The following is a 19,724-nucleotide window of genomic DNA, read 5'->3' on the forward strand; positions in this document are numbered from 1 at the left end:
GTTGCGGCTTTCTTTTTACTATACTGATTTAGTTGCTTTCCCACCCAAGCTCGGCCGGTCAACTTCAGACATCCATGGTTCATTTCACGCTCTATTCTCGCGCATACTGCCATCTATGCGACGATATGCTGGAAGCCTTGCAGGCATTAAGCGGCGAGTATCCGTTTACCGTCGAGGTGATGGATGTGGATGCGGATGAGGCTTTGCTCGCCCAGTTTGACGAGTTGGTTCCGGTCTTGTTTGGCCAGAAAGGCAACGCCGAGTCGATCCAGATTTGCCACTATTTTCTGGATGAAGGCAAAACCAGAGCGTTCTTGACGGAGGCATAGGCTTGGCAAAGGCATACAAGCTTGTGCACGTCTTTTGCAAGCGAAATTCACGGTTACCGGCCATCATTGGTCGCTCAACCCGCGGACAATCAGCCTCACGAGGCGAGCACCCCAGTGATTTTCGGGCTTTCCCCTCTGAAATCCGGTAAAATGCCGGCTATCGAACAACCTTCAATCATAAGGCGCTCGCTTGGGGTAAATTTCCCCGCTCAGAGCGCCTTTTTTGTAGTCGCATCTTAGTTAATGGACAACATTCGCAATTTTTCCATCATCGCCCATATTGACCATGGGAAATCTACGTTGGCGGACCGCATCATCCAGATATGCGGCGGCCTGTCCGACCGCGAAATGGAAGCACAAGTCCTCGATTCGATGGATCTGGAGCGTGAACGCGGTATTACCATCAAGGCACAGACAGCCGCCTTGTCGTACAAGGCGCGCGACGGCAAAACCTACAATCTGAATCTGATTGATACTCCGGGACACGTCGACTTCAGCTACGAGGTCAGTCGCTCGCTGTCGGCGTGCGAGGGAGCACTGCTCGTTGTCGACGCATCACAGGGCGTTGAAGCGCAGACCGTGGCCAATTGCTATACAGCGCTTGATTTGAACGTCGAAGTGGTACCGGTTTTGAACAAGATCGATCTGCCCTCAGCGGATCCCGAAAACGCGATCAGTGAAATCGAGGATGTCATCGGCATCGATGCGACTGACGCTGTACGTTGCTCTGCGAAGACGGGCATGGGGGTCGAGGATGTGCTGGAGGCGCTGATCGCCAAGGTGCCCGCGCCAAAAGGAGATCCCAATGCGCCGCTACAGGCGCTGATTATCGACTCGTGGTTCGATAACTATGTCGGCGTTGTGATGCTGGTGCGCATCGTCAACGGCACATTACGGCCAAAGGACAAGATTTCGCTGATGGCGAGCGAGGCGCAGTATCTGACCGAAAATATCGGTGTCTTTACCCCGAAGTCCGAATCACGCGAGTCACTCTCTGCCGGGCAGGTAGGATTTGTGATTGCCGGCATCAAGGAACTGAAGGCAGCCCGCGTAGGCGACACGATTACGCTCGCAAACAAGCCTGCTGCTCAACCGCTGCCAGGTTTCAAGGAAGTGCAGCCCCAAGTCTTTGCCGGATTGTTTCCGGTAGAGGCCAACCAGTACGACGCGCTTCGCGATTCGTTGGAAAAACTCAAGCTCAACGACGCCGCGCTGCAGTATGAACCGGAAGTGTCCCAAGCTTTGGGTTTTGGCTTCCGCTGCGGCTTCCTGGGTCTGCTGCACATGGAAATTGTGCAGGAACGGCTGGAGCGCGAGTTCGACATGGACTTGATTACGACTGCGCCGACGGTCGTCTATGAAGTTGTCCAGCGCGACGGCTCGATCATGATGGTCGATAATCCATCCAAGATGCCGGACCCGTCCAAGATCGAGGAAATTCGGGAACCGATCGTAACGGTCAACCTGTACATGCCCCAGGAGTATGTCGGCTCGGTCATCACTCTTTGCACGCAGAAGCGTGGCGTCCAAATCAACATGACCTATCACGGCAAGCAGGTGATGCTCACCTATGAAATGCCGATGGCGGAAATTGTGCTCGACTTCTTCGACAAGCTGAAGTCGACCTCGCGCGGATACGCGTCGATGGACTACGAGTTCAAGGAGTACCGGGCTGCTGATGTCGTAAAAGTCGACATGCTGATTAACAGTGAGAAGGTGGATGCGCTTGCGATCATTGTGCACCGATCCAACAGCCAGTATCGCGGGCGCGCGGTAGCGGCCAAGATGCGGGAACTGATTCCTCGCCAAATGTTTGATGTGGCGATTCAGGCTGCCATTGGAGCGAACATTATCGCGCGTGAAAACGTCAAGGCCATGCGGAAAAATGTGTTGGCAAAGTGCTACGGCGGCGACATCACACGCAAGCGAAAGCTGCTCGAGAAACAAAAAGCGGGCAAGAAAAGGATGAAGCAGGTTGGTTCGGTCGAAGTGCCCCAAGAGGCATTCCTGGCAATTTTACAAGTGGAAGATAAATGAGTTTGCAAGCTATTCTCGGCAACTTTGCATTAATCCTGTTCATCCTGACAATCGCAACGGGCATAGTCTGGTTTCTGGACGTTTTTCACTTTGCCAAGCAGAGGCGTGTTAAGGCAGATGCCGCCTTGGCCGAGTTCGACGCGCGTCACGCGAAATTGCGCGCCGATGGAATCAAGACTGATGACAGTGGTCGCGCCAAGCTTGAGGCCGAAATTCTCAAGCAGCCAACATGGATCGAATACTCTGGCAGTTTTTTTCCTGTTATCGCCTTGGTATTCTTCCTCCGCTCATTTCTTTATGAGCCGTTCAAGATTCCGTCGAGCTCGATGGTCCCGACGCTTGTGATTGGCGATCTGATCCTGGTAAACAAGTTCACCTACGGAATTCGTCTGCCGATCATAAACAAGAAGATCGTCGAAATCAGCAGTCCGCAGCGCGGCGATGTGATGGTCTTTAAGTATCCCAAGGATCCGTCCTTGGATTACATCAAACGTGTCGTTGGTGTGCCAGGTGATAAAATTGTATATAAAAACAAGCGCTTAACGATTAATGGTAAGGAACTTTCTTATCAGGCTTTGCCGGATTACCTGGATGAAGAACATCTGAGCTATTCGAAGCAATTTCTCGAGGATTTGACTGGCATCCGGCACAGGATACTGAATGATGACCGGGCGCCGGCCTATGTGCAGAACCCTGATCCGTTCCCGGGACGTGAACTGTGTACCTACAATCTGGAAGGATTTGCATGTACGGTCCCCTCTGGACATTACTTCATGATGGGGGATAATCGGGATAACAGCCTGGACAGCCGGTATTGGGGCTTTGTTCCAGATGAAAATATTGTCGGTAAGGCATTTTTCGTTTGGATGAACTTCGGCAACTTCCGGCGCATCGGCAGTTTTCAATAAACAGAATCAGGGAGACGGCATATGGAGCTAAGGGCGGTTGCTGAGCGCAAGCAGAATGGCCTTTCGTTGGTTGGTTTCTTGTTTGTTATTGTCATCGTGGCGGTCCTTGCCGTGTTAGGAATGAAGATCATCCCAACTGCTGTCGAATATACGGCGATCAAGAAGGCGATAGCCAATGCCAAGGCAAACGGGACGACACCTCGAGAGATCCAGGATTCATTCGATAAGCAGGCTACAACGGCTTACATTGATTCGATTTCTGGCAAGGATTTGGAAATTACAAAGACCGCGGATGGTTTTGAGGTCAGCGTCGCATATCAAAAAAAGATTCCGTTGATCGGCCCTGCGAGTTTGGTGATCGATTATGTGGCAAGCACCAGCAAGACCCCATTGACCAAACCCGATCAATGAATAGAGTTTAGCTAGGCGGCAAATCAAGATGGACTTCAAGTTATTGCAAACTCGGCTGGGACACACGTTCAAGGATGCTGCACTCCTGCAGCAGGCCTTGACGCATAGAAGCCATAGCAGCTTGCATAACGAACGGCTTGAATTCCTTGGCGATTCGGTATTGAACTGCGTAGTGGCATCGCTCTTGTTTGAGCGCTATAGCAAGATTGATGAAGGCGACCTGTCTCGATTACGCGCAAATCTGGTAAAGCAACAGTCGCTTTACGAAATTGCTCAGCGCTTGGAGCTGTCGCAATTTTTGCGGCTGGGTGAAGGTGAGTTGAAATCCGGCGGTTTCCGCCGGCCCTCGATTCTGGCTGATACCCTCGAAGCGCTGTTTGGCGCCATTTTTCTCGATGCGGGATTTAATGCCGCACGGGATGTCATTCGCTCCCTATATATCCCGATTCTCGATACGGTAGACCCCAAGACGCTTGGCAAAGATGCCAAGACCCTGTTGCAAGAATACCTTCAGGGAAAAAAGATTGCCTTGCCTCAATACAATGTCGTGGCGACACACGGGGCGGCCCATAATCAGGAATTCGAAGTCGAATGTCTTGTTCCCAAGCTCGAAATCCAGGTATTTGGGACAGGGGGCAGCCGGCGTGCTGGTGAGCAGGCCGCAGCGAAATTAGCCTTGGAGGCCGTCCAGAGCGCCCTCGTGAAGAACGCCACATCTGGTCGCAAGAGCCGTCCGCGCGCATCGCAATTGAAACTGGCGGGTATTGCAACCATTCAGCCCGATGCCCCGATCGAGGGCGAGAGCAAGAAACCAGTTAAGGCACCCGTAAAAGCCGAGATCAAGGCCGAAGCCAAGCAGGATGCAAAGCAAAATAAGCTGGATTTGAAAGACGACGGAAAGACTGAGAACAAGCCTGAGCCGCCGCCGGACGGAAAGCCCGCGGTTGATCAGCCCGCCAAAGCGGATGCGCCCGTTACCCTTCCCACACACTCAAAGACCGCATGACGTCAACTGATGTTTCTCCCGACTTTCGATGCGGCTATATCGCCATCGTCGGTCGTCCCAACGTCGGCAAGTCGACACTAATGAACGCCTTGATCGGCGCCAAGGTAAGCATTACATCGCGCAAGGCACAGACTACGCGTCATCGCATTACCGGTATTCAGACGACGGAGCATGCTCAGTTTGTTTATGTCGATACGCCAGGTTTTCAGACGCGCCATTCGAATGCATTGAACAAGACTCTGAACCGGACAGTAACCAATACGCTTACGGCTGCAGACGTCATTCTCTTCGTCGTTGAGGCGGGCACCTACGGCCAGGCTGACAAGCAGGTGCTGGACCTGATACCGAAAAACGTTCCGTGCATCCTGGTCATCAACAAATCCGACCGCATCAAGGACAAGGCGGTCATGATGCCCTTCGCCCAGAAGGTCGCGGCGGACCATGACTTTTCAGCAGTTGTGCCTGTGTCGGCCAAACAGCGTTTCCAGCTCACGGTGCTTGAAGGTGAAATTCAAAAATATCTCCCGGTAAATCCGCCTGTTTTTAGTGAAGACGACATTACCGACCGCAGTGAAAAATTTCTCGCGGCCGAAATTGTGCGAGAGAAGGTTTTTCGTTTCGTCGGCGACGAGCTTCCGTACACCAGCACGGTCGTCATTGAAAAGTTCGAGGTAGAGGGAAATCTGCGTCGAATTTTCACGGCCATTCTCGTCGACCGGGATAGTCACAAAGCCATGGTAATCGGGCAGAAGGGCGCCAAGCTCAAAGAAATTTCAACGCAGGCCCGGCTTGATATGGAAAAGCTTTTCGGTGGCCCGGTTTACCTTGAGATTTGGGTCAAGGTGAAGTCTGGCTGGGCGGACAACGAGGCTGGTTTGCGCGCGTACGGTTACGAGTAGGTTTGCCGCAGCCAATTGCCGGCACTGCGGCTTGACTTGACCAGGTTATACATGTCCCCTCCCATCACGCGAGAAAGTGACCTTCCGGTTAACGCTCCGGATGAAATGTCCTTGAATGTGACGGATACCAAAGTGTTTCAAGCACAAGCTGGTGGCACAAAGGTTCACACAGCGCGATCCGCTGCCCGCAACAAGGCGCACGAAAAGGAATACCGGGTGGCGAACCAGCCGGCGTTTGTCCTGCACAGTTATCCATACAAGGAAACCAGCCTGATCGTCGAGGTATTTTCACGCGACTATGGCCGTGTAGCGCTGATTGCCAAGGGGGCAAAGCGGCCGCATTCCAAATTGCGAGGCGTGCTGCAGACTTTCCAACCCCTTTCCGTTGGATGGAGCGGCAAGGCCGAGGTTCGGACGCTGACTTCGGCAGAATGGATCGGCGGTTTGCTGCCAGTGGAAAAATCGGCATTGCTTTGCGGCTTTTACCTGAATGAACTACTGGTCAAACTTCTCGCACGCGACGACCCGCATCCCGCGTTGTTTGATCACTATGTCGCCACATTGAATCAGCTCGCGCACGATGAGCCCGCGCCCATCGTCTTGCGCAAGTTCGAGCGGGCATTGTTGAAGGAAACCGGCGTCGGCGGCAATTTCACGCTATGTGCGACTACACGCCTCCCGATCGAGGCGGAGCAGATCTATGTCGTCGATCCGGAGCGAGGTCCGCGGCCTGCACATCCAGCGGATAATTCACCGCGTGTATCCGGGAAGACCTTGCTCGACATGGAACGAGAAGATTATTCTGACAATACAACCCAGTTGCAAAGCAAGTTTTTGATGCGATTTCTTCTTTCGCATCATCTGGGTGGCGTGCCGCTCAATACGCGGCAGATTCTGATAGATTTGATGCAGTTATAAGCCAAAATTATCTCCTATGAGTCTCTTACATCCCCACACTCCCGTCATTGATCTTGGCGTCAACATCGACCACGTTGCCACCTTGCGTAATGCGCGCGGAACGAGCTATCCCGATCCTGTGCAGGCGGCACTTCTGGCGGAAGAGGCCGGAGCCGATTGCATTACCTTGCATCTGCGCGAAGATCGCCGTCACATCAAAGATGCAGATGTCGAGGCGATCCGACCTCAATTGCGTACGCGCATGAACCTTGAATCGGCGGTAACGAGCGAGATGCTTGACTTTGCCTGTCGCATCAAGCCACAGGATGTATGTTTGGTACCTGAGCGACGCAACGAGGTGACTACCGAAGGCGGATTGGATGTCGTCCAGTATTTTTCAGGAGTTCAGGCTGCGGTAAAGCAACTGGCGGCAGAGGGCATCCGCGTCAGCTTGTTCATCGATGCCGATCCGGCACAAATTCACGCAGCAGCCGAGACTGGTGCGCCGGTAATCGAAATTCATACCGGCCGGTATGCGGATGCAATCACCGAAATCAATATTAAGCAAGAGCTGGAGCGTGTACAGGCTGGCGTGCTGGAGGGCGTCAAGCACGGCTTGCAGGTGAATGCCGGACACGGCTTGCATTACACTAACGTGCAAGCGATCGCCGCGATTCCAGAGATCGCCGAATTGAATATCGGCCACGCGATCGTCGCTCAAGCTATTTTTATCGGATGGCAGAACGCAGTGAAGGAAATGAAAGCGATCATGACTGCGGCGCGCCTGGGCCTTCACAAGAAATGATTTACGGCATAGGCACTGACATCATCCAGATTTCGCGGGTGGAAGCAGCGCTCGCGCGCAACGGCGAGCGTTTTGCCGAAAAGATCCTGGGGCCGGAAGAACTCGATAAGTATCGCCGCCGCAAGGCGAAGGTGGAGGCGCGCGGAATTCGATTTCTGGCAACGCGATTCGCAGCAAAGGAGGCATTTTCCAAGGCAATCGGACTCGGCATGCACATGCCGATGACTTGGCGCGCGATGCAGACTCTGAACGCGCCGAGTGGGAAACCTATTGCGGTCACCAGCGGTACGCTGAAAGAATTTATGGAAAAAAACGGGCTGACCGCGCAGATATCGATTACCGATGAAGCCGAGTACGCGGTCGCCTTTGTTATCGTGGAGAAGAAATGAATGCAATAGCAGCAAATGCCAGTCTCGGCCCCGTCATGCTTGACGTCGTCGGAACGACATTGACCGACGACGATATTCGACGGATTCAGCATCCGTTGACCGGAGGGGTGATCCTGTTCGCCCGGAACTACCAGAATCGGAAACAATTGACGGCATTGACCGACGCGATTCATACTGCCCGACCGGGTGTGCTGATCGCGGTCGATCATGAGGGCGGACGCGTGCAGCGCTTCAAGTCCGACGGTTTTACCAAGCTGCCCGCCATGCGCAAGCTGGGAGAAATGTGGGACCGGAACGTTCTGGAAGCGATCAAAGCGGCGACCGATGTCGGTTTCGTTCTCGCTGCCGAATTGCGGGCTTGCGGCGTCGATCTGTCGTTTACTCCGGTACTCGATTTGGATTACGGTGAATCGAGCGTGATCGGCGATCGCGCGTTCCATCGCGATCCGCGTGTGGTGACCGTGCTGGCGAAGAGTCTGAATCATGGCTTGGCGCTGGCGGGAATGGCCAACTGCGGCAAGCATTTTCCAGGGCATGGTTTTGTCCAGGCGGATTCGCATATTGCCATCCCGGTTGATGAGCGTGGTCTCAAGGAGATTCTGAGTGAGGACGCAGCACCGTATGACTGGCTTGGCCTGGGCTTGTCGGCCGTGATGCCGGCGCACGTGATTTATCCAAAGGTCGACAAGAACCCGGCGGGCTTCTCCAAAAAATGGCTGTCGATACTGCGCCGCGATATGGGCTTTCAAGGCGTGATTTTCAGCGACGACCTGAGCATGGAAGGAGCGAGTGTCGCTGGCAGCGTAGTCGATGGGGCAAGGGCTGCACTGTCGGCAGGCTGCGACATGGTCCTGATCTGCAATGCGCCTGCCAAGGCAGATGAATTGCTGGGCGGGCTGAAAATGAAGATGAGCGCTGCAACGAGAGAATCGTCTGCGCGCATCGCTGCACTGTTGCCGCAAACGCCCGTCCTCGATTGGGACGACTTGCAGATCGATCTTCGCTACCCCGCGGCGAAGCAGAGCGTGCAGCTGTTGACGGGCGCATAAGAACCATTGGATCCGATGTCTGAAGCTGTTACTCCCGATCCGCGTGCGGCTGTTCTGGAGACGGTCGCGAAACTGCCGCATTTGCCTGGCGTTTATCGCTACTTTGACGCGGACAATAATCTTCTGTACGTCGGAAAGGCGCGCGATCTCAAGAAGCGCGTATCGAGCTATTTTCAGAAGACGCTGAGCAGTCCGCGCACGGCAATGATGGTCGAACGCATCATGCGACTGGAGACGACCGTCACACGAAGCGAGGCGGAGGCCCTCCTTCTGGAAAACAATCTGATCAAGACGCTGCAGCCGCGCTTCAACATTCTGTTTCGCGACGATAAGTCTTATCCCTATCTGAAAATTACCGCAGAGGAAACGCCGCGCATGGCGTATTATCGCGGTGCGGTCGACAAGAAGAATCAATATTTCGGACCTTTCCCCAGCGCGTGGGCGGTGAAGGAGTCGATGCAGATTTTGCAGAAGGTCTTCCGCCTGCGAACCTGTGAAGACTCCGTATTCGCAAACCGTACCCGTCCTTGCCTTCTATATCAGATTCAGCGTTGCAGCGCGCCGTGCGTGCACGCAATCAGCAAGGAAGATTACGAGCATGACGTTGAGAATGCCGCGAAGTTTTTGCGCGGGCGGCAGACCGAGGTGCTGGAAGCGCTGGAAAAGAAAATGCATGGATTTGCCGCGGAGCTGAAATTTGAACAGGCGGCGGCAGTGCGCAATCAGATCACCGCATTGTCGCGCGTTCTTCATCAGCAGAGCATGGAAACCGTCGGTGATGCCGACATCGATGTCATTGCCGTCGTGGTGCAGGGTGGGAGGGCATGCGTCAACCTGGCGATGGTCAGGGGTGGCAGGCATCTTGGTGATCGCGCTTACTTTCCGACGCACGTCGACGATGCGATGGTGACAGCTGATGGCGCCGTCGAGGTTGAAGTGCTGAAGGCGTTTTTGGCACAACACTACATCGAGAAATTCATTCCGGGCACAATTATTCTCAATACGGAGCTCGACGAGCCTGCGCTCATGACAGCGCTGATGGAACAGTGCGGCCATCGAATCACGCTGGTGTTTCAGCCGCAGGGCCAGCGCCGGCAATGGCTTGAGATGGCACACAAAGGCGCGGAAATCGCGCTCGCCCGTTTGCTGTCGGAGCAGGGCTCGCAGCAAGCTCGTACGCGCGCACTGATTGAAGTTCTCGGGCTGGATATCGCCGACATTGACGCCTTGCGGGTGGAATGTTTTGACATCAGTCATACGCAAGGCGAGGCCACCCAGGCATCGTGTGTCGTGTTCCACCATCACGCCATGCAGAACGGCGAATACCGCCGATTCAATATTCATGACATTACACCTGGCGATGATTATGCAGCGATGCGGCAAGTGCTCACCCGACGGTATGAGAAGGTTGCCAATGGCGAGGGCGTGATGCCGGACATCGTGCTGATCGACGGCGGCAAAGGACAGGTCGAGATTGCACGGCAGGTGTTCAGCGAACTTGGTCTGGATATCGGGCTGCTTGTCGGCGTGGCAAAAGGCGAGGGCCGGAAGGTTGGCTTGGAGACCTTGATATTTGCCGACGAGAGGGCGCCGCTCGAGCTGGGCAAGGAATCGGCAGCGCTGATGCTGATCGCGCAAATTCGCGACGAAGCCCATCGCTTTGCGATCACCGGAATGCGTGCAAAACGGGCAAAGACCAGGCAAACGTCGCGGCTGGAGGAAATCGAAGGCATTGGCGCGAAAAGGCGCCAAAAACTATTGGCCCGATTCGGCGGATTACGTGGCGTCGCGGACGCGAGCGTGGAAGAACTGGCGTCGGTCGAAGGTATTTCACGACAGTTAGCCGAGGAGATTTACCGGCAGTTGCATTAATCGCAGCAATCGGCTGCAGCGAATTCGTAATTGCAGCGAAGGCAATTTCCACGCGATAATCAGGCTAATTCAAAGGCGCTGACTATGCCCCTCAATATACCGATTCTTCTTACTTGGCTGCGGGTAGCACTTATTCCGCTCGTGGTGGGCGTGTTCTATCTGCCCGATGTCTGGCTGTCGCCTTTTGCCAAAGGCATCGCTTCCACGGCGGTCTTTATCGTCGCAGCGATTACCGATTGGTTTGACGGATTTCTGGCGAGGCGCTGGAATGAAACCTCGACCTTCGGCGCCTTCCTCGATCCGGTTGCCGACAAACTCATGGTCGCCGGCGCGCTCCTGGTGCTGGTGGAGTTTTATAACGTCAATGCAGTCCTGGCATTCATTATTATCGGTCGGGAGATTGCGATCTCCGCATTGCGCGAATGGATGGCGCAACTGGGTGCGTCAAAGTCGGTTGCTGTCAGTTCCATCGGCAAGATAAAGACTACCGCACAGATGATCGCCATTCCGATGCTCTTGTATCGCGAGGCGCTGTTTGGGATTGACACGCGCTTCTGGGGCACACGTCTGCTTGAAATCGCCGCAGTTCTCACTGTTTGGTCGATGTTTTATTACCTGAAGAAGGCGTGGCCGCTCATCAAGGAAAAGGCGGGAAGAATCGTTTAGCGACCCGGATTAACGCTTGACAAAAAACGGCAGATCTCTATAATGCTTGTCTGTTGTCGACGCGGGAGTAGCTCAGTTGGTAGAGCGCAACCTTGCCAAGGTTGAGGTCGAGAGTTCGAGACTCTTCTCCCGCTCCAGATTCAATGAAGGCATTTCACTTTCATGCGATGTGAATGTCGTGTCAAGTCCGGCAAGTGTCGGACCAAATTGGCGACTGCAGCATGGCTTCAATTTTGTGGTTACAATACATGCCCATGGCGGGGTAGCAAAGTGGTTATGCAGCGGCCTGCAAAGCCGTCTACGCCGGTTCGATCCCGACCCCCGCCTCCAAATAATCAAGGGCTTAGCTCATTCTGAGCTAAGCCCTTAGTCTTTTTGGTCCCTCAATTGCTGTCGCATTCCACATCTGAAGCGGCCAGCTTGCCGCCGACATCACACGGCAAGCAACAAAACGAACCGCTCGAACGCACCAATTCCGGCAAGGAGATCTGAACTGTATCGCACTGTATTGCCGAGTGCATTCTCCATAAGGCAGTGCCGTTGCCGGGCATGAAACTACCTGATACGGTGCGTCTGCAACCGCCAGGCAATAGCACCGGTCATCTCACCTGCGATTGGGCGGAGGCGTAGATGCGCAAAACGAAGCGCGAGTAGAACCTGCTCCCTCCTTCAACAATTCGGTGCGCGCGAGCGGCGCGCTGCTTCCTGTTTTCCCGCTCGTCACTTCCCTCTGAATAATGGGTTCGAACAGCTTCGCACGGACGATGAGCCGCATGTCGTCCTACCCAAGATCCAACCACAACCCGATCATGCGCTTCCCAACCCGTGACGCGTACATTATTCCGGCCAAGGGTGTCGCCACAAGGTTCAGTTCGTGGCGGTTGATTGGCTCTGCGTCCGCTGCCAGCCGAATGTCGATTGCTTCAGTAAGCGTACTGTGTTTGACGCCGCATTTGGCACGACCACGCGGATCAGGGCTCGGCTCGTCGCAAATATCAATGCGCCCTTTGGAACTTATTTCCGAACGTTTCCACCAACAAAACACATTAATTCGTGCGGCACTCTTCGGCACGAATATGTGGCAATCACGCGCATTGCCTGTCCTGATAACCGGATGACATTGGATGCGTTACAGGGCGATATTCGCCTGTCATGTGCCAGGAGCGATTTTGATGAGCCAGGAAATCGAGATAGCGCTGAATGAATTCGGGGGCAGCATTGGCTTAGGCCCTCTTTCATTTAACGAGTCAGGGCAGTGCCTCCTGCTGTACGACGATTTATTGGTAGTGTTTGAGGTTTCTGGCGATCGTCGTGCACTGAGCATGCTGTGTCAATTGAGCGATGGCCAGGAGCGTGTGCACTCGATCCGCGCACTGGCACGATCCAATTCGCTTTTTAACAAACATGGCTTTTGCCTGGCTGTCGAGCCGCAGACAAAAAGCATGATGCTGTTGTGTCGCGTACCCCATACCCGACTTGACGTGCCCGGCTTGAGTGAGCTGCTGTCGGAGTTCATCAACACGGCGAAGATGCTGAGCGGCAGTCTGTTCGATGCTCCACGTCCGGTCGCAGAATCCGCTGGCTGGATGTCAGGCGTCATTCCAGCATGAGGATAAGAAATGCCTTGTTCCATTTTGATGGTGATGCTCAATACAGTAAAAAGGAGACTTTATGAACGTGAATAATTCAAATCCCTACACAGGCCCTTCAGCATCATCTGGCCAAGTAAACCCCGATACTGCCGCCAATCAGGGAGTGGAGCGACTTCGCAAGGCAAACGAGAGGATGGCTGTGATTGTGGGGCATTTAAATGCGGAGCCGGGAACTGTGCCGCATGCGCTCGGTAATTCTTCCGACCTGGCATCTGTGCCGGCGGCGACATTGACGAGCAATGCCCCCACCGCGAAGTCGACGGAGAAATCCGAAGTCGGCGTTCAAGACGTCGATAACGTTGGACCGGATTGGCCTAAAATTACTGCAAAAGACCTGCGACGCGGTGATATTTTGTTCGAGAGATTTATTGGTGACAAGGCTCATCTGGGTATATGGGATCTCCAGTTTAATTCGGAAGGACTGAATGGTTTTGAACCAAATCTTGGTGATTCGAAAGTTACTCATGCCGCGATGGTCACGGGGAATGGTCCAAACGGGCCGGAAGTGGCGCAGGCGAAAGGCAAGCCAGAAAAGCAGGTAATAAATGGGCCTTGGACACCAAAAGACGGCGCATCATATTATGTGTACAGATGTGTAGCCGACGAAAACCTGACCGATTGGGCGGCTCTAATATTCCAGTGCTGGGCCAGTGAAGGCAAGATCCCATACAACTATGAAGACAGGATGGAATTGGTGGGAGACGCTAGATTTACCCCAGAGATGACGAATTATTTTCGGACGTTGCAAGAACAGGCCTTTGATCCTAATCCCAAGCTGTTCGGCCCGGACGAGACGCGTAATTTGAAAATGGGAGGGCTCACTTGTGGAGAATCCGTGGTTGCGGCGCTCGCTGCGGCGAAATTGAATATCGCAGCAGCGCAGCACGCCAACATTGAAGGTTACGATCCGATCAACGCTCTGGAAGGCGCGGAGAAGGTCAATCCTAGAAGTATCATGCCGCGGACCCTTCAACACTTAATGGAGACGGATAAGCGATTCGCGCGCGTCGGTTTTTTTACGCCAGAGTCGGAGAAGAAACCTGCGGAAGCTCAGCAGTTAAAGAAAAGCGCTGAAACTGAGTGAACATCCAATCAGTAGCCGCACCATGCTCTGCATTGTTTGAGTAACGGATGAAAATCCATCACAACGCCCTTTCACTATCGCAGGAAAGGGCGTTGGTCTTTTTTCAGTCAAGACGAACAACATCATGAATTCCTTTTTGAAGCTTCTGCTTGGCGAGTTCGGCAACAGTATTGGCGTATCGGTTTTGCCCTTTGACGATGCAGGCAACTGCGCTCTGGTTGTCGGCACCACTCCACTATCTCTGAATATTTCGGTGGACAGTCGCGTGCTTACGCTGTCCTCGCGCCTGGATGCGGTGGTTGACGAACGCCGGGCGGAGCAGGCCCTTACGGAGACGATGCATCTTTTCAGGCTTCACGGCTTTTGTCTCGTAATCGAACCGGGGGTGGGATTGATGTTGCGATGTCGTTTGTTCAGCGAGAATCTGACTTTGTCTTCGCTAAGTGAAACCATGTCGCAGTTTGTTGGCGCCGTTGAATGGATCCGCTCCGGCAAAACAGGTTCTGAAAAACGAAGCGATGCTGACGACTATATGAATCAACTGTGCGTTCGCGCTTGATGTCTGCTTGCAGCTTGCAGCTGCGCGAGACCTTAGTTGCGCTTCGCCGGGCTAGGCGCATCGTCTGCGCGCCACCAGCGGCGTGTCGAGCGGACCGCATAGCGACGCCGGTATTCGCTCGGGGTGAGTCCGGTCTCGCGTCGAAACAGGCGACGGAATGCGGATGCATCCTGGTAGCCGCAGATTTCCATAATTCTCGGCAAGTCAAACAGCGTGAGCTCCAATAACTGCTTGGCGCGTTCGATCCGCAATTTGTGCAAATAATCCAGCGGAGTCATGCTGAGCACATCGTGGAAGTAACGCAGCAGGGTACGCGTGCTGACCGCCGCCGCTTGCGCGGCAGCTTCCAGGCTGTACGGTTCGACGATGTGCTGCTCGAGCCACTGCTTCGCCTTGTACACGACGCCGTCGCGGGTGGTGAGGGGCAGTTCGGTCAGCATCAATCCTGACTGTTCGAAACGCAGCGGCTCGTACAACAAACTGTTGGCACAGGTTTGGGCCACTTCATCGCCTGCGAAATGGCGCACCAGTGCCAGTGCCAGGGAAATGTGGGAAGCCGGTGCTCCTGCGCAAAACAAGGAGCCATCGATCGTCATCGGACGATCCATCATGAGTCGGACTTGTGGGAAGTTGCGGGAAAACCATCCCACGATCAGCCATGTAATCGTTGCATTGCGCCCATCCAGAATGCCCGCGCGGGCCAGCATCGCCGGCCCCGTGTAGCTGGCGGCAATGACACTTCCGGCTGCATGGCGCGCCGCAATCAAGGCGATTTCGGCTTCAGCGTTATTCAGTAGTTGCGTCAGGTGCGGCACACTGCGCATGGCCAACCCCGGCACGAACAAGGCGGTTTGCTCCGGAGAGAATTCCGGTTCGGGCTCGGGTAATGCCAGCGTATTGGCCAGCCAGGCGGGCAGGGGAAGCGTGGCGCCGCTCGCATCGATCAGACGCCAGTACAGCGGCCAATTACGACTGCCGGGATTACGCAGGCGCCACACGATATTTGCGCTGCGCAGAACATCAATCGTATTGAACAAGGCGCCTGACATGCAGTCGGGGCTAAACAGCAGATCGATACGAGCGCTCATGATGAGATTGTGGAATTGAGGAATGGTGGAACAGGTCCAATTTGGGGTAAGGGCTACGCCAATACCGTCTTCCATGCGCGTCTGGCCTGGGCCGCGCAGCCATCAAGTTTGCCTTCGACTGGTTACCTTCCGAGAGTAAGAGCACGACGGGCCAATAGTGAATAGAGGATAGAGCCAATCCTGCCATTGCCGCAAGTTTAATGCAGCGCACCACGGCATGTTGCATGTGCGCACGCCATGACGGCTGGTTTCGTGCTGTCGCGTACTTGGTGGCTCGACGATGAAATCAGTTCCATCAGACATGGCGCCAATTCGGATATGGCGAGCGGGCTGTGGCGAAATCGGCTTTGCAGTTGTCGATTTCCATTACTTACAAAGCGCCGTTCGCCTACTAGACTGTCGTCAAGAAAGTTGCCAATTTCTTGCGTCGAGATCAGCGCATATATCGCATATGCCGATCACGCGCCGGAAATCATATAAGAAACGAAGGCCAACAAGGAGACAGATGATCATGTTCAAACATGCGAGCAGTATTTCAACAATAAGCGAAGGCGAGACGGAATCAAATCCGTCACTTTCAGTCTCGGATTCAATGCGCCGTCGCGCTACGATCGCCTCCGTCCTGGGCAATGCGCTGGAGTGGTTCGATTTTGTGGTGTACGGCTTGCTGAGTGCCATGATAGCGCGACTGTTCTTCCCCTCTGACGACCCGACCAACTCGGTGCTGCTCGGTTTCGCGACCTTGGGGATCTCCTTCGTGGCGCGCCCGATTGGCGGGTTGGCGTTCGGCATTTACGCGGATCGCTATGGCCGCAAGAAAGCGCTGACTCTGATTTTCACCCTGATGGCGCTCGGGACACTGATGATCGCCTTTCTGCCGACATATGCATCGATCGGCATCGCGGCACCGCTGACGCTGGTGCTGGCTCGCATGATCCAGGGTTTCTCCGCCGGCGGCGAATTCGGGAGCGCGACAGCGACCCTGATCGAGTTCGCGCCCAAAGGGCGGCGCGGTTTGTACGGCTCGTTCCAGATGGTCTCCCAGATTGTTGCGATTCTGCTGGCATCGCTTTTCGTGGTCGTCCTGACGAAGACGCTCCCTGAAAGTGCGCTGACGAGCTGGGGTTGGCGTTTGCCGTTCCTGATCGGCGCACTGGTCGGTCCGGTCGGCGTCTATCTGCGTCATCGCCTTGCCGAATCGCCAGAATTTCAGGCTGAGGTCGAGCGCCTGGGTGATCGTCCATCGACTCCATTTCGCAGCGTGATCGAGAAACATCGTGTTGAACTCTTCGCGTCATTCTGCCTGGTGGCCGCGTTGACGGCACCGAATTACGTCAACTCCATCTATCTCCCCAACTTCGCGGTCACCCATCTGGGAATGGCTCAGGCAAATGCCTATCTCACCGTCATGATGGCAGCCTGCGTAATGGGTGTGCTCGTTCCCATCACCGGCTGGTTGTCCGACTACGTGCCCCGACGCCGGGTGATCGGGTTCGGCTTGCTGGCCAATGCGGTGCTTTATCCGATTTTGTTCGCCCGGTTCGCTGAAGCTCACACGTTCGCCTCGCTTCTGCAGCTGCAACTTGGCAGCGCCGTCGCTTATGCATTCGTAGTGGGCCCTGCAGCGGCACAGATCGCCGAGATCTTCCCGGTGGGCGTGCGCTCAGTCGGTGTGTCCCTGGCATACAACGTCGCGGTCATGCTGTTCGGCGGCATGGCTCCGTTTATCCTGGCCTGGTTTGGATCGGTGGCGCAGAACGTCTATGGACCGGTTTACTTTCTCGCGTCTGTGGCCTTGCTCGGCCTGATCGGCCTGCGGCTTATCGCCTCGTCCAGGGAGCGCCATCCGTTTCAATGCGCGGCCCCCGCTGAGGATGCCGTTGTGAGTCCTGCGCAGGGGCAGCAGGCATGACCCACAGCGCGCACTTCTCCCAAAGCTATGCTGAAGCCCGCACGAAGTTCCTTGCGATGGCCGCGGCAACAGGACTTGACGTCAAGTCGCACATGCATCCATTGCGTGGGCGCCATGACGAGCCGTTGGCGATGGACGTTTTATTCGATGGCCCGAAGGATGCGCAGCTGATGTTGATCATCTCCAGCGGATGCCATGGCGTGGAAGGCTTTGGAGGCTCCGGCGTCCAGCTTGCGTTGCTCAGTGATGCGGCCTGGCGCACAGCCGCGCGCCAGGCCGGCGTGGCAGTACTGTACATCCATGCCGTCAATCCGTATGGGTTCTCGTGGTGGCGACGCACGACCCATGAAAATGTCGACCTGAACCGCAACTTTCATGACTTCTCGAAGCCGCCGCCCGCTAACCCGGCTTACGACAAGCTCGCTGCCTTGCTGGTGCCGCCTCAGTGGCCGCCAACTCTGATGAACAAGCTATCACTTCTGAGTTTCGTCGCCACACATGGCACCAAGGCGACCCAGGCTGCCGTCTCCGGCGGCCAGTATCGTCATCCACGCGGCCTGTTTTACGGCGGATGCAGCCCCACCTGGAGTCACAAGACCTTGCGCGAGGTGTTGCGCGAGCATGGCCGGCAGCGTCAGAGGATTGGCTGGATCGACTTGCACACCGGTCTGGGGCCCAGCGGAATAGGGGAACGCATCTTCGCTTGCCGAAACGAGGCAAGTGCTCTGCAGCGCGCAGGTGCGTGGTGGGGGCCGAACGTGACTTCTGCTCACGACGGCAGTTCTACCTCGGCGGTGCTCGAGGGGCAAATGTGGAGCGCTATCTACGACGAATGCCCGCAAGCGGAATACACGGGCATCGCGCTGGAATACGGCACGCTGCCGATGCGACAGGTGTTCGAGGCCTTGCGCGCCGATCAGTGGCTGGAGATCCATCCCGAGGCGTCCGATGGAAAGCGGCACCGAATCAAACGTCAGATCCGGGACGCGTTCTACACGGATACCGATGTGTGGAAGCGGCAGGTGGTGGAGCAGGCGAAGGAAGCGGCGCAGCAGGCGATCCAAGGTTTGGTCTCCAAGTGAAATGCCGCGTGCACCGCGGCGGCTACTCGTGGCACAGACCACACTCAGAAAATATTTTCATCAGGGAGCAGCACATGAATTTGAATGATCGAATAAACGGCATATTGGCCTTGTTCGCGGTAGCGGCCACACTGGTTGCGTTCCCCGCTTTCGGCGTCGAAGTCGATGGCATCCAGCTGGAAGACTCGGTGCGTATCGCGAACGATGATCTGAAGTTAAATGGCGCCGGGACGCATTACAAGGTGTTTTTCAAAGTGTACGCGGCGGCTTTATATCTGCCCGACAAAAAGACAACTGCATCGGAGGTGCTCGCACTTCCCGGCGCCAAGAGGCTGACGATGGTGATGCTGAGGGATGTGTCAAGCGAGACATTCGCGCAATCGTTCATGACGGGCCTGAAGCGAAACACGAGCTTCGAAGACAGAACAAAGATCATTAACCAATTACTGACCTTTGGGCAGATGTTTGCCACGATCCCGGAAGTCAAGAAAGGTGATGTCTTGACCTTCGACTGGATTCCCGGTGCGGGTACCTTGTTTCGGATCAACGGGAAGAAGGTTTCCGAACTTATTCCGGATGTCACCTTTTACAACGCTTTCCTGCGGATATGGCTGGGACAAAAACCGGCTGATGAGAAGCTGAAGCGACTGATGCTGGGCGAGAAAACGGAAGAGCGTGGACGCGTGAATTTCTGATATCCGGTGTTTACGCTCTTGACATACCCGATGCCAGCAGTCGAACGAGTCATTGGGTTGCCAATAGCTCTTGATTTGCTGTCAAGCGTGAATGAGCGGCTTGGCTGATGTTTCGAAAGCGGCCAGCAAGGGATCGATGCAGACAGGGGCGGTTCGCCTGCTCGGATTCCTGACGGCGTCGAACAACGCTGATGGCCCTGCCAGGTGCGATTAATGTGCTGGCTATCGCCAGCAATCCCGGAGTCGTTCAGCACCACGCCGCGTACGCGGCCTGCCTTCATTCCGATGCCTTTCGGCACATACTTTGGTATGGATTAAAAAGCAGAATATGCGCTGCTATTGTTCATACCAAGGTTGTAGATCGTCAACCGCGATCTTCGCACT

19 protein-coding genes and 2 tRNA genes are annotated in these 19,724 nt (G+C 55.1%); 20 read left to right on the forward strand and 1 reads right to left on the reverse strand.

Annotation, left to right across the window (positions count from 1 at the left end; all coding sequences use genetic code 11):
• Nucleotides 1–74: 74 nt before the first annotated feature.
• The 17 genes from VJ651_RS06870 to VJ651_RS06950 all read left to right on the forward strand — a co-directional run bounded on the left by VJ651_RS06870 (nucleotide 75) and on the right by VJ651_RS06950 (nucleotide 14,563).
• Nucleotides 75–329: a glutaredoxin family protein gene (locus VJ651_RS06870; RefSeq protein WP_324106728.1), complete on the forward strand. Its 255-nt coding sequence runs from the start codon at nucleotides 75–77 to the stop codon at nucleotides 327–329.
• A 243-nt stretch (nucleotides 330–572) separates the two neighbouring features.
• A complete protein-coding gene (gene lepA / locus VJ651_RS06875; RefSeq protein WP_324106729.1) occupies nucleotides 573–2,366 on the forward strand; it encodes a translation elongation factor 4 in 1,794 nt (597 codons plus the stop codon).
• A complete protein-coding gene (gene lepB, locus VJ651_RS06880; protein ID WP_324106730.1) occupies nucleotides 2,363–3,274 on the forward strand; it encodes a signal peptidase I in 912 nt (303 codons plus the stop codon). The genes lepA and lepB overlap by 4 nt, the downstream gene beginning before the upstream one ends.
• Before the next feature lie 21 nt (nucleotides 3,275–3,295).
• A complete protein-coding gene (locus VJ651_RS06885; RefSeq protein WP_324106731.1) occupies nucleotides 3,296–3,685 on the forward strand; it encodes a DUF4845 domain-containing protein in 390 nt (129 codons plus the stop codon).
• A 28-nt stretch (nucleotides 3,686–3,713) separates the two neighbouring features.
• Complete coding sequence (gene rnc / locus VJ651_RS06890) at nucleotides 3,714–4,691, forward strand: ribonuclease III (protein ID WP_324106732.1); 978 nt, start codon at nucleotides 3,714–3,716, stop codon at nucleotides 4,689–4,691.
• Entirely contained in the window at nucleotides 4,688–5,590 is a 903-nt protein-coding gene (era, locus tag VJ651_RS06895; protein WP_324106733.1) for a GTPase Era, read from the forward strand. Before rnc ends, era begins: the two co-directional genes overlap by 4 nt.
• Before the next feature lie 105 nt (nucleotides 5,591–5,695).
• Entirely contained in the window at nucleotides 5,696–6,508 is an 813-nt protein-coding gene (recO, locus tag VJ651_RS06900; protein ID WP_414691317.1) for a DNA repair protein RecO, read from the forward strand.
• A gap of 16 nt (nucleotides 6,509–6,524) precedes the next feature.
• A complete protein-coding gene (gene pdxJ, locus VJ651_RS06905) occupies nucleotides 6,525–7,292 on the forward strand; it encodes a pyridoxine 5'-phosphate synthase (protein WP_324106735.1) in 768 nt (255 codons plus the stop codon).
• A complete protein-coding gene (gene acpS, locus VJ651_RS06910) occupies nucleotides 7,289–7,681 on the forward strand; it encodes a holo-ACP synthase (protein WP_136420165.1) in 393 nt (130 codons plus the stop codon). The genes pdxJ and acpS overlap by 4 nt, the downstream gene beginning before the upstream one ends.
• Nucleotides 7,678–8,730: a beta-N-acetylhexosaminidase gene (gene nagZ / locus VJ651_RS06915; RefSeq protein ID WP_324106736.1), complete on the forward strand. Its 1,053-nt coding sequence runs from the start codon at nucleotides 7,678–7,680 to the stop codon at nucleotides 8,728–8,730. The genes acpS and nagZ overlap by 4 nt, the downstream gene beginning before the upstream one ends.
• A 15-nt stretch (nucleotides 8,731–8,745) precedes the next feature.
• Nucleotides 8,746–10,602 (forward strand): excinuclease ABC subunit UvrC, encoded by a 1,857-nt coding sequence (gene uvrC / locus VJ651_RS06920; RefSeq protein ID WP_324106737.1) that lies wholly within the window; start codon nucleotides 8,746–8,748, stop codon nucleotides 10,600–10,602.
• Between the two features lie 84 nt (nucleotides 10,603–10,686).
• The gene (gene pgsA, locus VJ651_RS06925) at nucleotides 10,687–11,268 is read left to right on the forward strand and encodes a CDP-diacylglycerol--glycerol-3-phosphate 3-phosphatidyltransferase (protein ID WP_324106786.1); all 582 of its coding nucleotides are present in this window, start codon (nucleotides 10,687–10,689) and stop codon (nucleotides 11,266–11,268) included.
• 61 nt (nucleotides 11,269–11,329) lie between these two features.
• Nucleotides 11,330–11,405, forward strand: a tRNA-Gly gene (locus VJ651_RS06930).
• A gap of 119 nt (nucleotides 11,406–11,524) precedes the next feature.
• Nucleotides 11,525–11,598 (forward strand) — tRNA-Cys (locus VJ651_RS06935).
• A gap of 842 nt (nucleotides 11,599–12,440) precedes the next feature.
• A complete protein-coding gene (locus VJ651_RS06940; protein WP_324106738.1) occupies nucleotides 12,441–12,878 on the forward strand; it encodes a type III secretion system chaperone in 438 nt (145 codons plus the stop codon).
• A gap of 61 nt (nucleotides 12,879–12,939) precedes the next feature.
• Nucleotides 12,940–14,004, forward strand: a complete 1,065-nt coding sequence (locus tag VJ651_RS06945) for a hypothetical protein (protein ID WP_324106739.1) — start codon at nucleotides 12,940–12,942, stop codon at nucleotides 14,002–14,004.
• Between the two features lie 124 nt (nucleotides 14,005–14,128).
• Nucleotides 14,129–14,563, forward strand: a complete 435-nt coding sequence (locus VJ651_RS06950; protein ID WP_324106740.1) for a type III secretion system chaperone — start codon at nucleotides 14,129–14,131, stop codon at nucleotides 14,561–14,563.
• Between the two features lie 32 nt (nucleotides 14,564–14,595).
• Here VJ651_RS06950 and VJ651_RS06955 read toward each other — a convergent pair whose 3' ends face one another.
• Nucleotides 14,596–15,651: a GlxA family transcriptional regulator gene (locus VJ651_RS06955; RefSeq protein WP_324106741.1), complete on the reverse strand. Its 1,056-nt coding sequence runs from the start codon at nucleotides 15,649–15,651 to the stop codon at nucleotides 14,596–14,598.
• A 451-nt stretch (nucleotides 15,652–16,102) separates the two neighbouring features.
• On the opposite strand from VJ651_RS06955, the gene VJ651_RS06960 reads away from it, so the two are divergent.
• The 3 genes from VJ651_RS06960 (at nucleotide 16,103) to VJ651_RS06970 (ending at nucleotide 19,340) form a co-directional block, all read left to right on the forward strand.
• The gene (locus VJ651_RS06960) at nucleotides 16,103–17,563 is read left to right on the forward strand and encodes an MFS transporter (RefSeq protein WP_324106742.1); all 1,461 of its coding nucleotides are present in this window, start codon (nucleotides 16,103–16,105) and stop codon (nucleotides 17,561–17,563) included.
• Entirely contained in the window at nucleotides 17,560–18,645 is a 1,086-nt protein-coding gene (locus VJ651_RS06965) for a M14 family metallopeptidase (RefSeq protein ID WP_324106743.1), read from the forward strand. The genes VJ651_RS06960 and VJ651_RS06965 overlap by 4 nt, the downstream gene beginning before the upstream one ends.
• Nucleotides 18,646–18,719: 74 nt before the next feature.
• Complete coding sequence (locus VJ651_RS06970; protein WP_324106744.1) at nucleotides 18,720–19,340, forward strand: chalcone isomerase family protein; 621 nt, start codon at nucleotides 18,720–18,722, stop codon at nucleotides 19,338–19,340.
• Nucleotides 19,341–19,724: the final 384 nt, after the last annotated feature.

This window comes from Noviherbaspirillum sp., from assembly GCF_035254865.1.
Lineage (GTDB): Bacteria > Pseudomonadota > Gammaproteobacteria > Burkholderiales > Burkholderiaceae_D > Noviherbaspirillum.

What these genes read in the sequence shown, in the direction of transcription:
- uvrC (WP_324106737.1), top strand. Translation starts at nt 8,746, where the DNA reads ATGTCTGAAGCTGTTACTCCCGATCCGCGTGCGGCTGTTCTGGAGACG.
- VJ651_RS06945 (WP_324106739.1), top strand. Translation starts at nt 12,940, where the DNA reads ATGAACGTGAATAATTCAAATCCCTACACAGGCCCTTCAGCATCATCT.
- lepB (WP_324106730.1), top strand. Translation starts at nt 2,363, where the DNA reads ATGAGTTTGCAAGCTATTCTCGGCAACTTTGCATTAATCCTGTTCATC.
- era (WP_324106733.1), top strand. Translation starts at nt 4,688, where the DNA reads ATGACGTCAACTGATGTTTCTCCCGACTTTCGATGCGGCTATATCGCC.
- nagZ (WP_324106736.1), top strand. Translation starts at nt 7,678, where the DNA reads ATGAATGCAATAGCAGCAAATGCCAGTCTCGGCCCCGTCATGCTTGAC.
- recO (WP_414691317.1), top strand. Translation starts at nt 5,696, where the DNA reads ATGTCCTTGAATGTGACGGATACCAAAGTGTTTCAAGCACAAGCTGGT.
- pdxJ (WP_324106735.1), top strand. Translation starts at nt 6,525, where the DNA reads ATGAGTCTCTTACATCCCCACACTCCCGTCATTGATCTTGGCGTCAAC.
- VJ651_RS06960 (WP_324106742.1), top strand. Translation starts at nt 16,103, where the DNA reads ATGCCGATCACGCGCCGGAAATCATATAAGAAACGAAGGCCAACAAGG.
- rnc (WP_324106732.1), top strand. Translation starts at nt 3,714, where the DNA reads ATGGACTTCAAGTTATTGCAAACTCGGCTGGGACACACGTTCAAGGAT.
- pgsA (WP_324106786.1), top strand. Translation starts at nt 10,687, where the DNA reads ATGCCCCTCAATATACCGATTCTTCTTACTTGGCTGCGGGTAGCACTT.
- VJ651_RS06885 (WP_324106731.1), top strand. Translation starts at nt 3,296, where the DNA reads ATGGAGCTAAGGGCGGTTGCTGAGCGCAAGCAGAATGGCCTTTCGTTG.
- VJ651_RS06940 (WP_324106738.1), top strand. Translation starts at nt 12,441, where the DNA reads ATGAGCCAGGAAATCGAGATAGCGCTGAATGAATTCGGGGGCAGCATT.
- VJ651_RS06965 (WP_324106743.1), top strand. Translation starts at nt 17,560, where the DNA reads ATGACCCACAGCGCGCACTTCTCCCAAAGCTATGCTGAAGCCCGCACG.
- VJ651_RS06950 (WP_324106740.1), top strand. Translation starts at nt 14,129, where the DNA reads ATGAATTCCTTTTTGAAGCTTCTGCTTGGCGAGTTCGGCAACAGTATT.
- VJ651_RS06955 (WP_324106741.1), bottom strand. Translation starts at nt 15,651, where the DNA reads ATGAGCGCTCGTATCGATCTGCTGTTTAGCCCCGACTGCATGTCAGGC.
- lepA (WP_324106729.1), top strand. Translation starts at nt 573, where the DNA reads ATGGACAACATTCGCAATTTTTCCATCATCGCCCATATTGACCATGGG.
- VJ651_RS06870 (WP_324106728.1), top strand. Translation starts at nt 75, where the DNA reads ATGGTTCATTTCACGCTCTATTCTCGCGCATACTGCCATCTATGCGAC.
- acpS (WP_136420165.1), top strand. Translation starts at nt 7,289, where the DNA reads ATGATTTACGGCATAGGCACTGACATCATCCAGATTTCGCGGGTGGAA.
- VJ651_RS06970 (WP_324106744.1), top strand. Translation starts at nt 18,720, where the DNA reads ATGAATTTGAATGATCGAATAAACGGCATATTGGCCTTGTTCGCGGTA.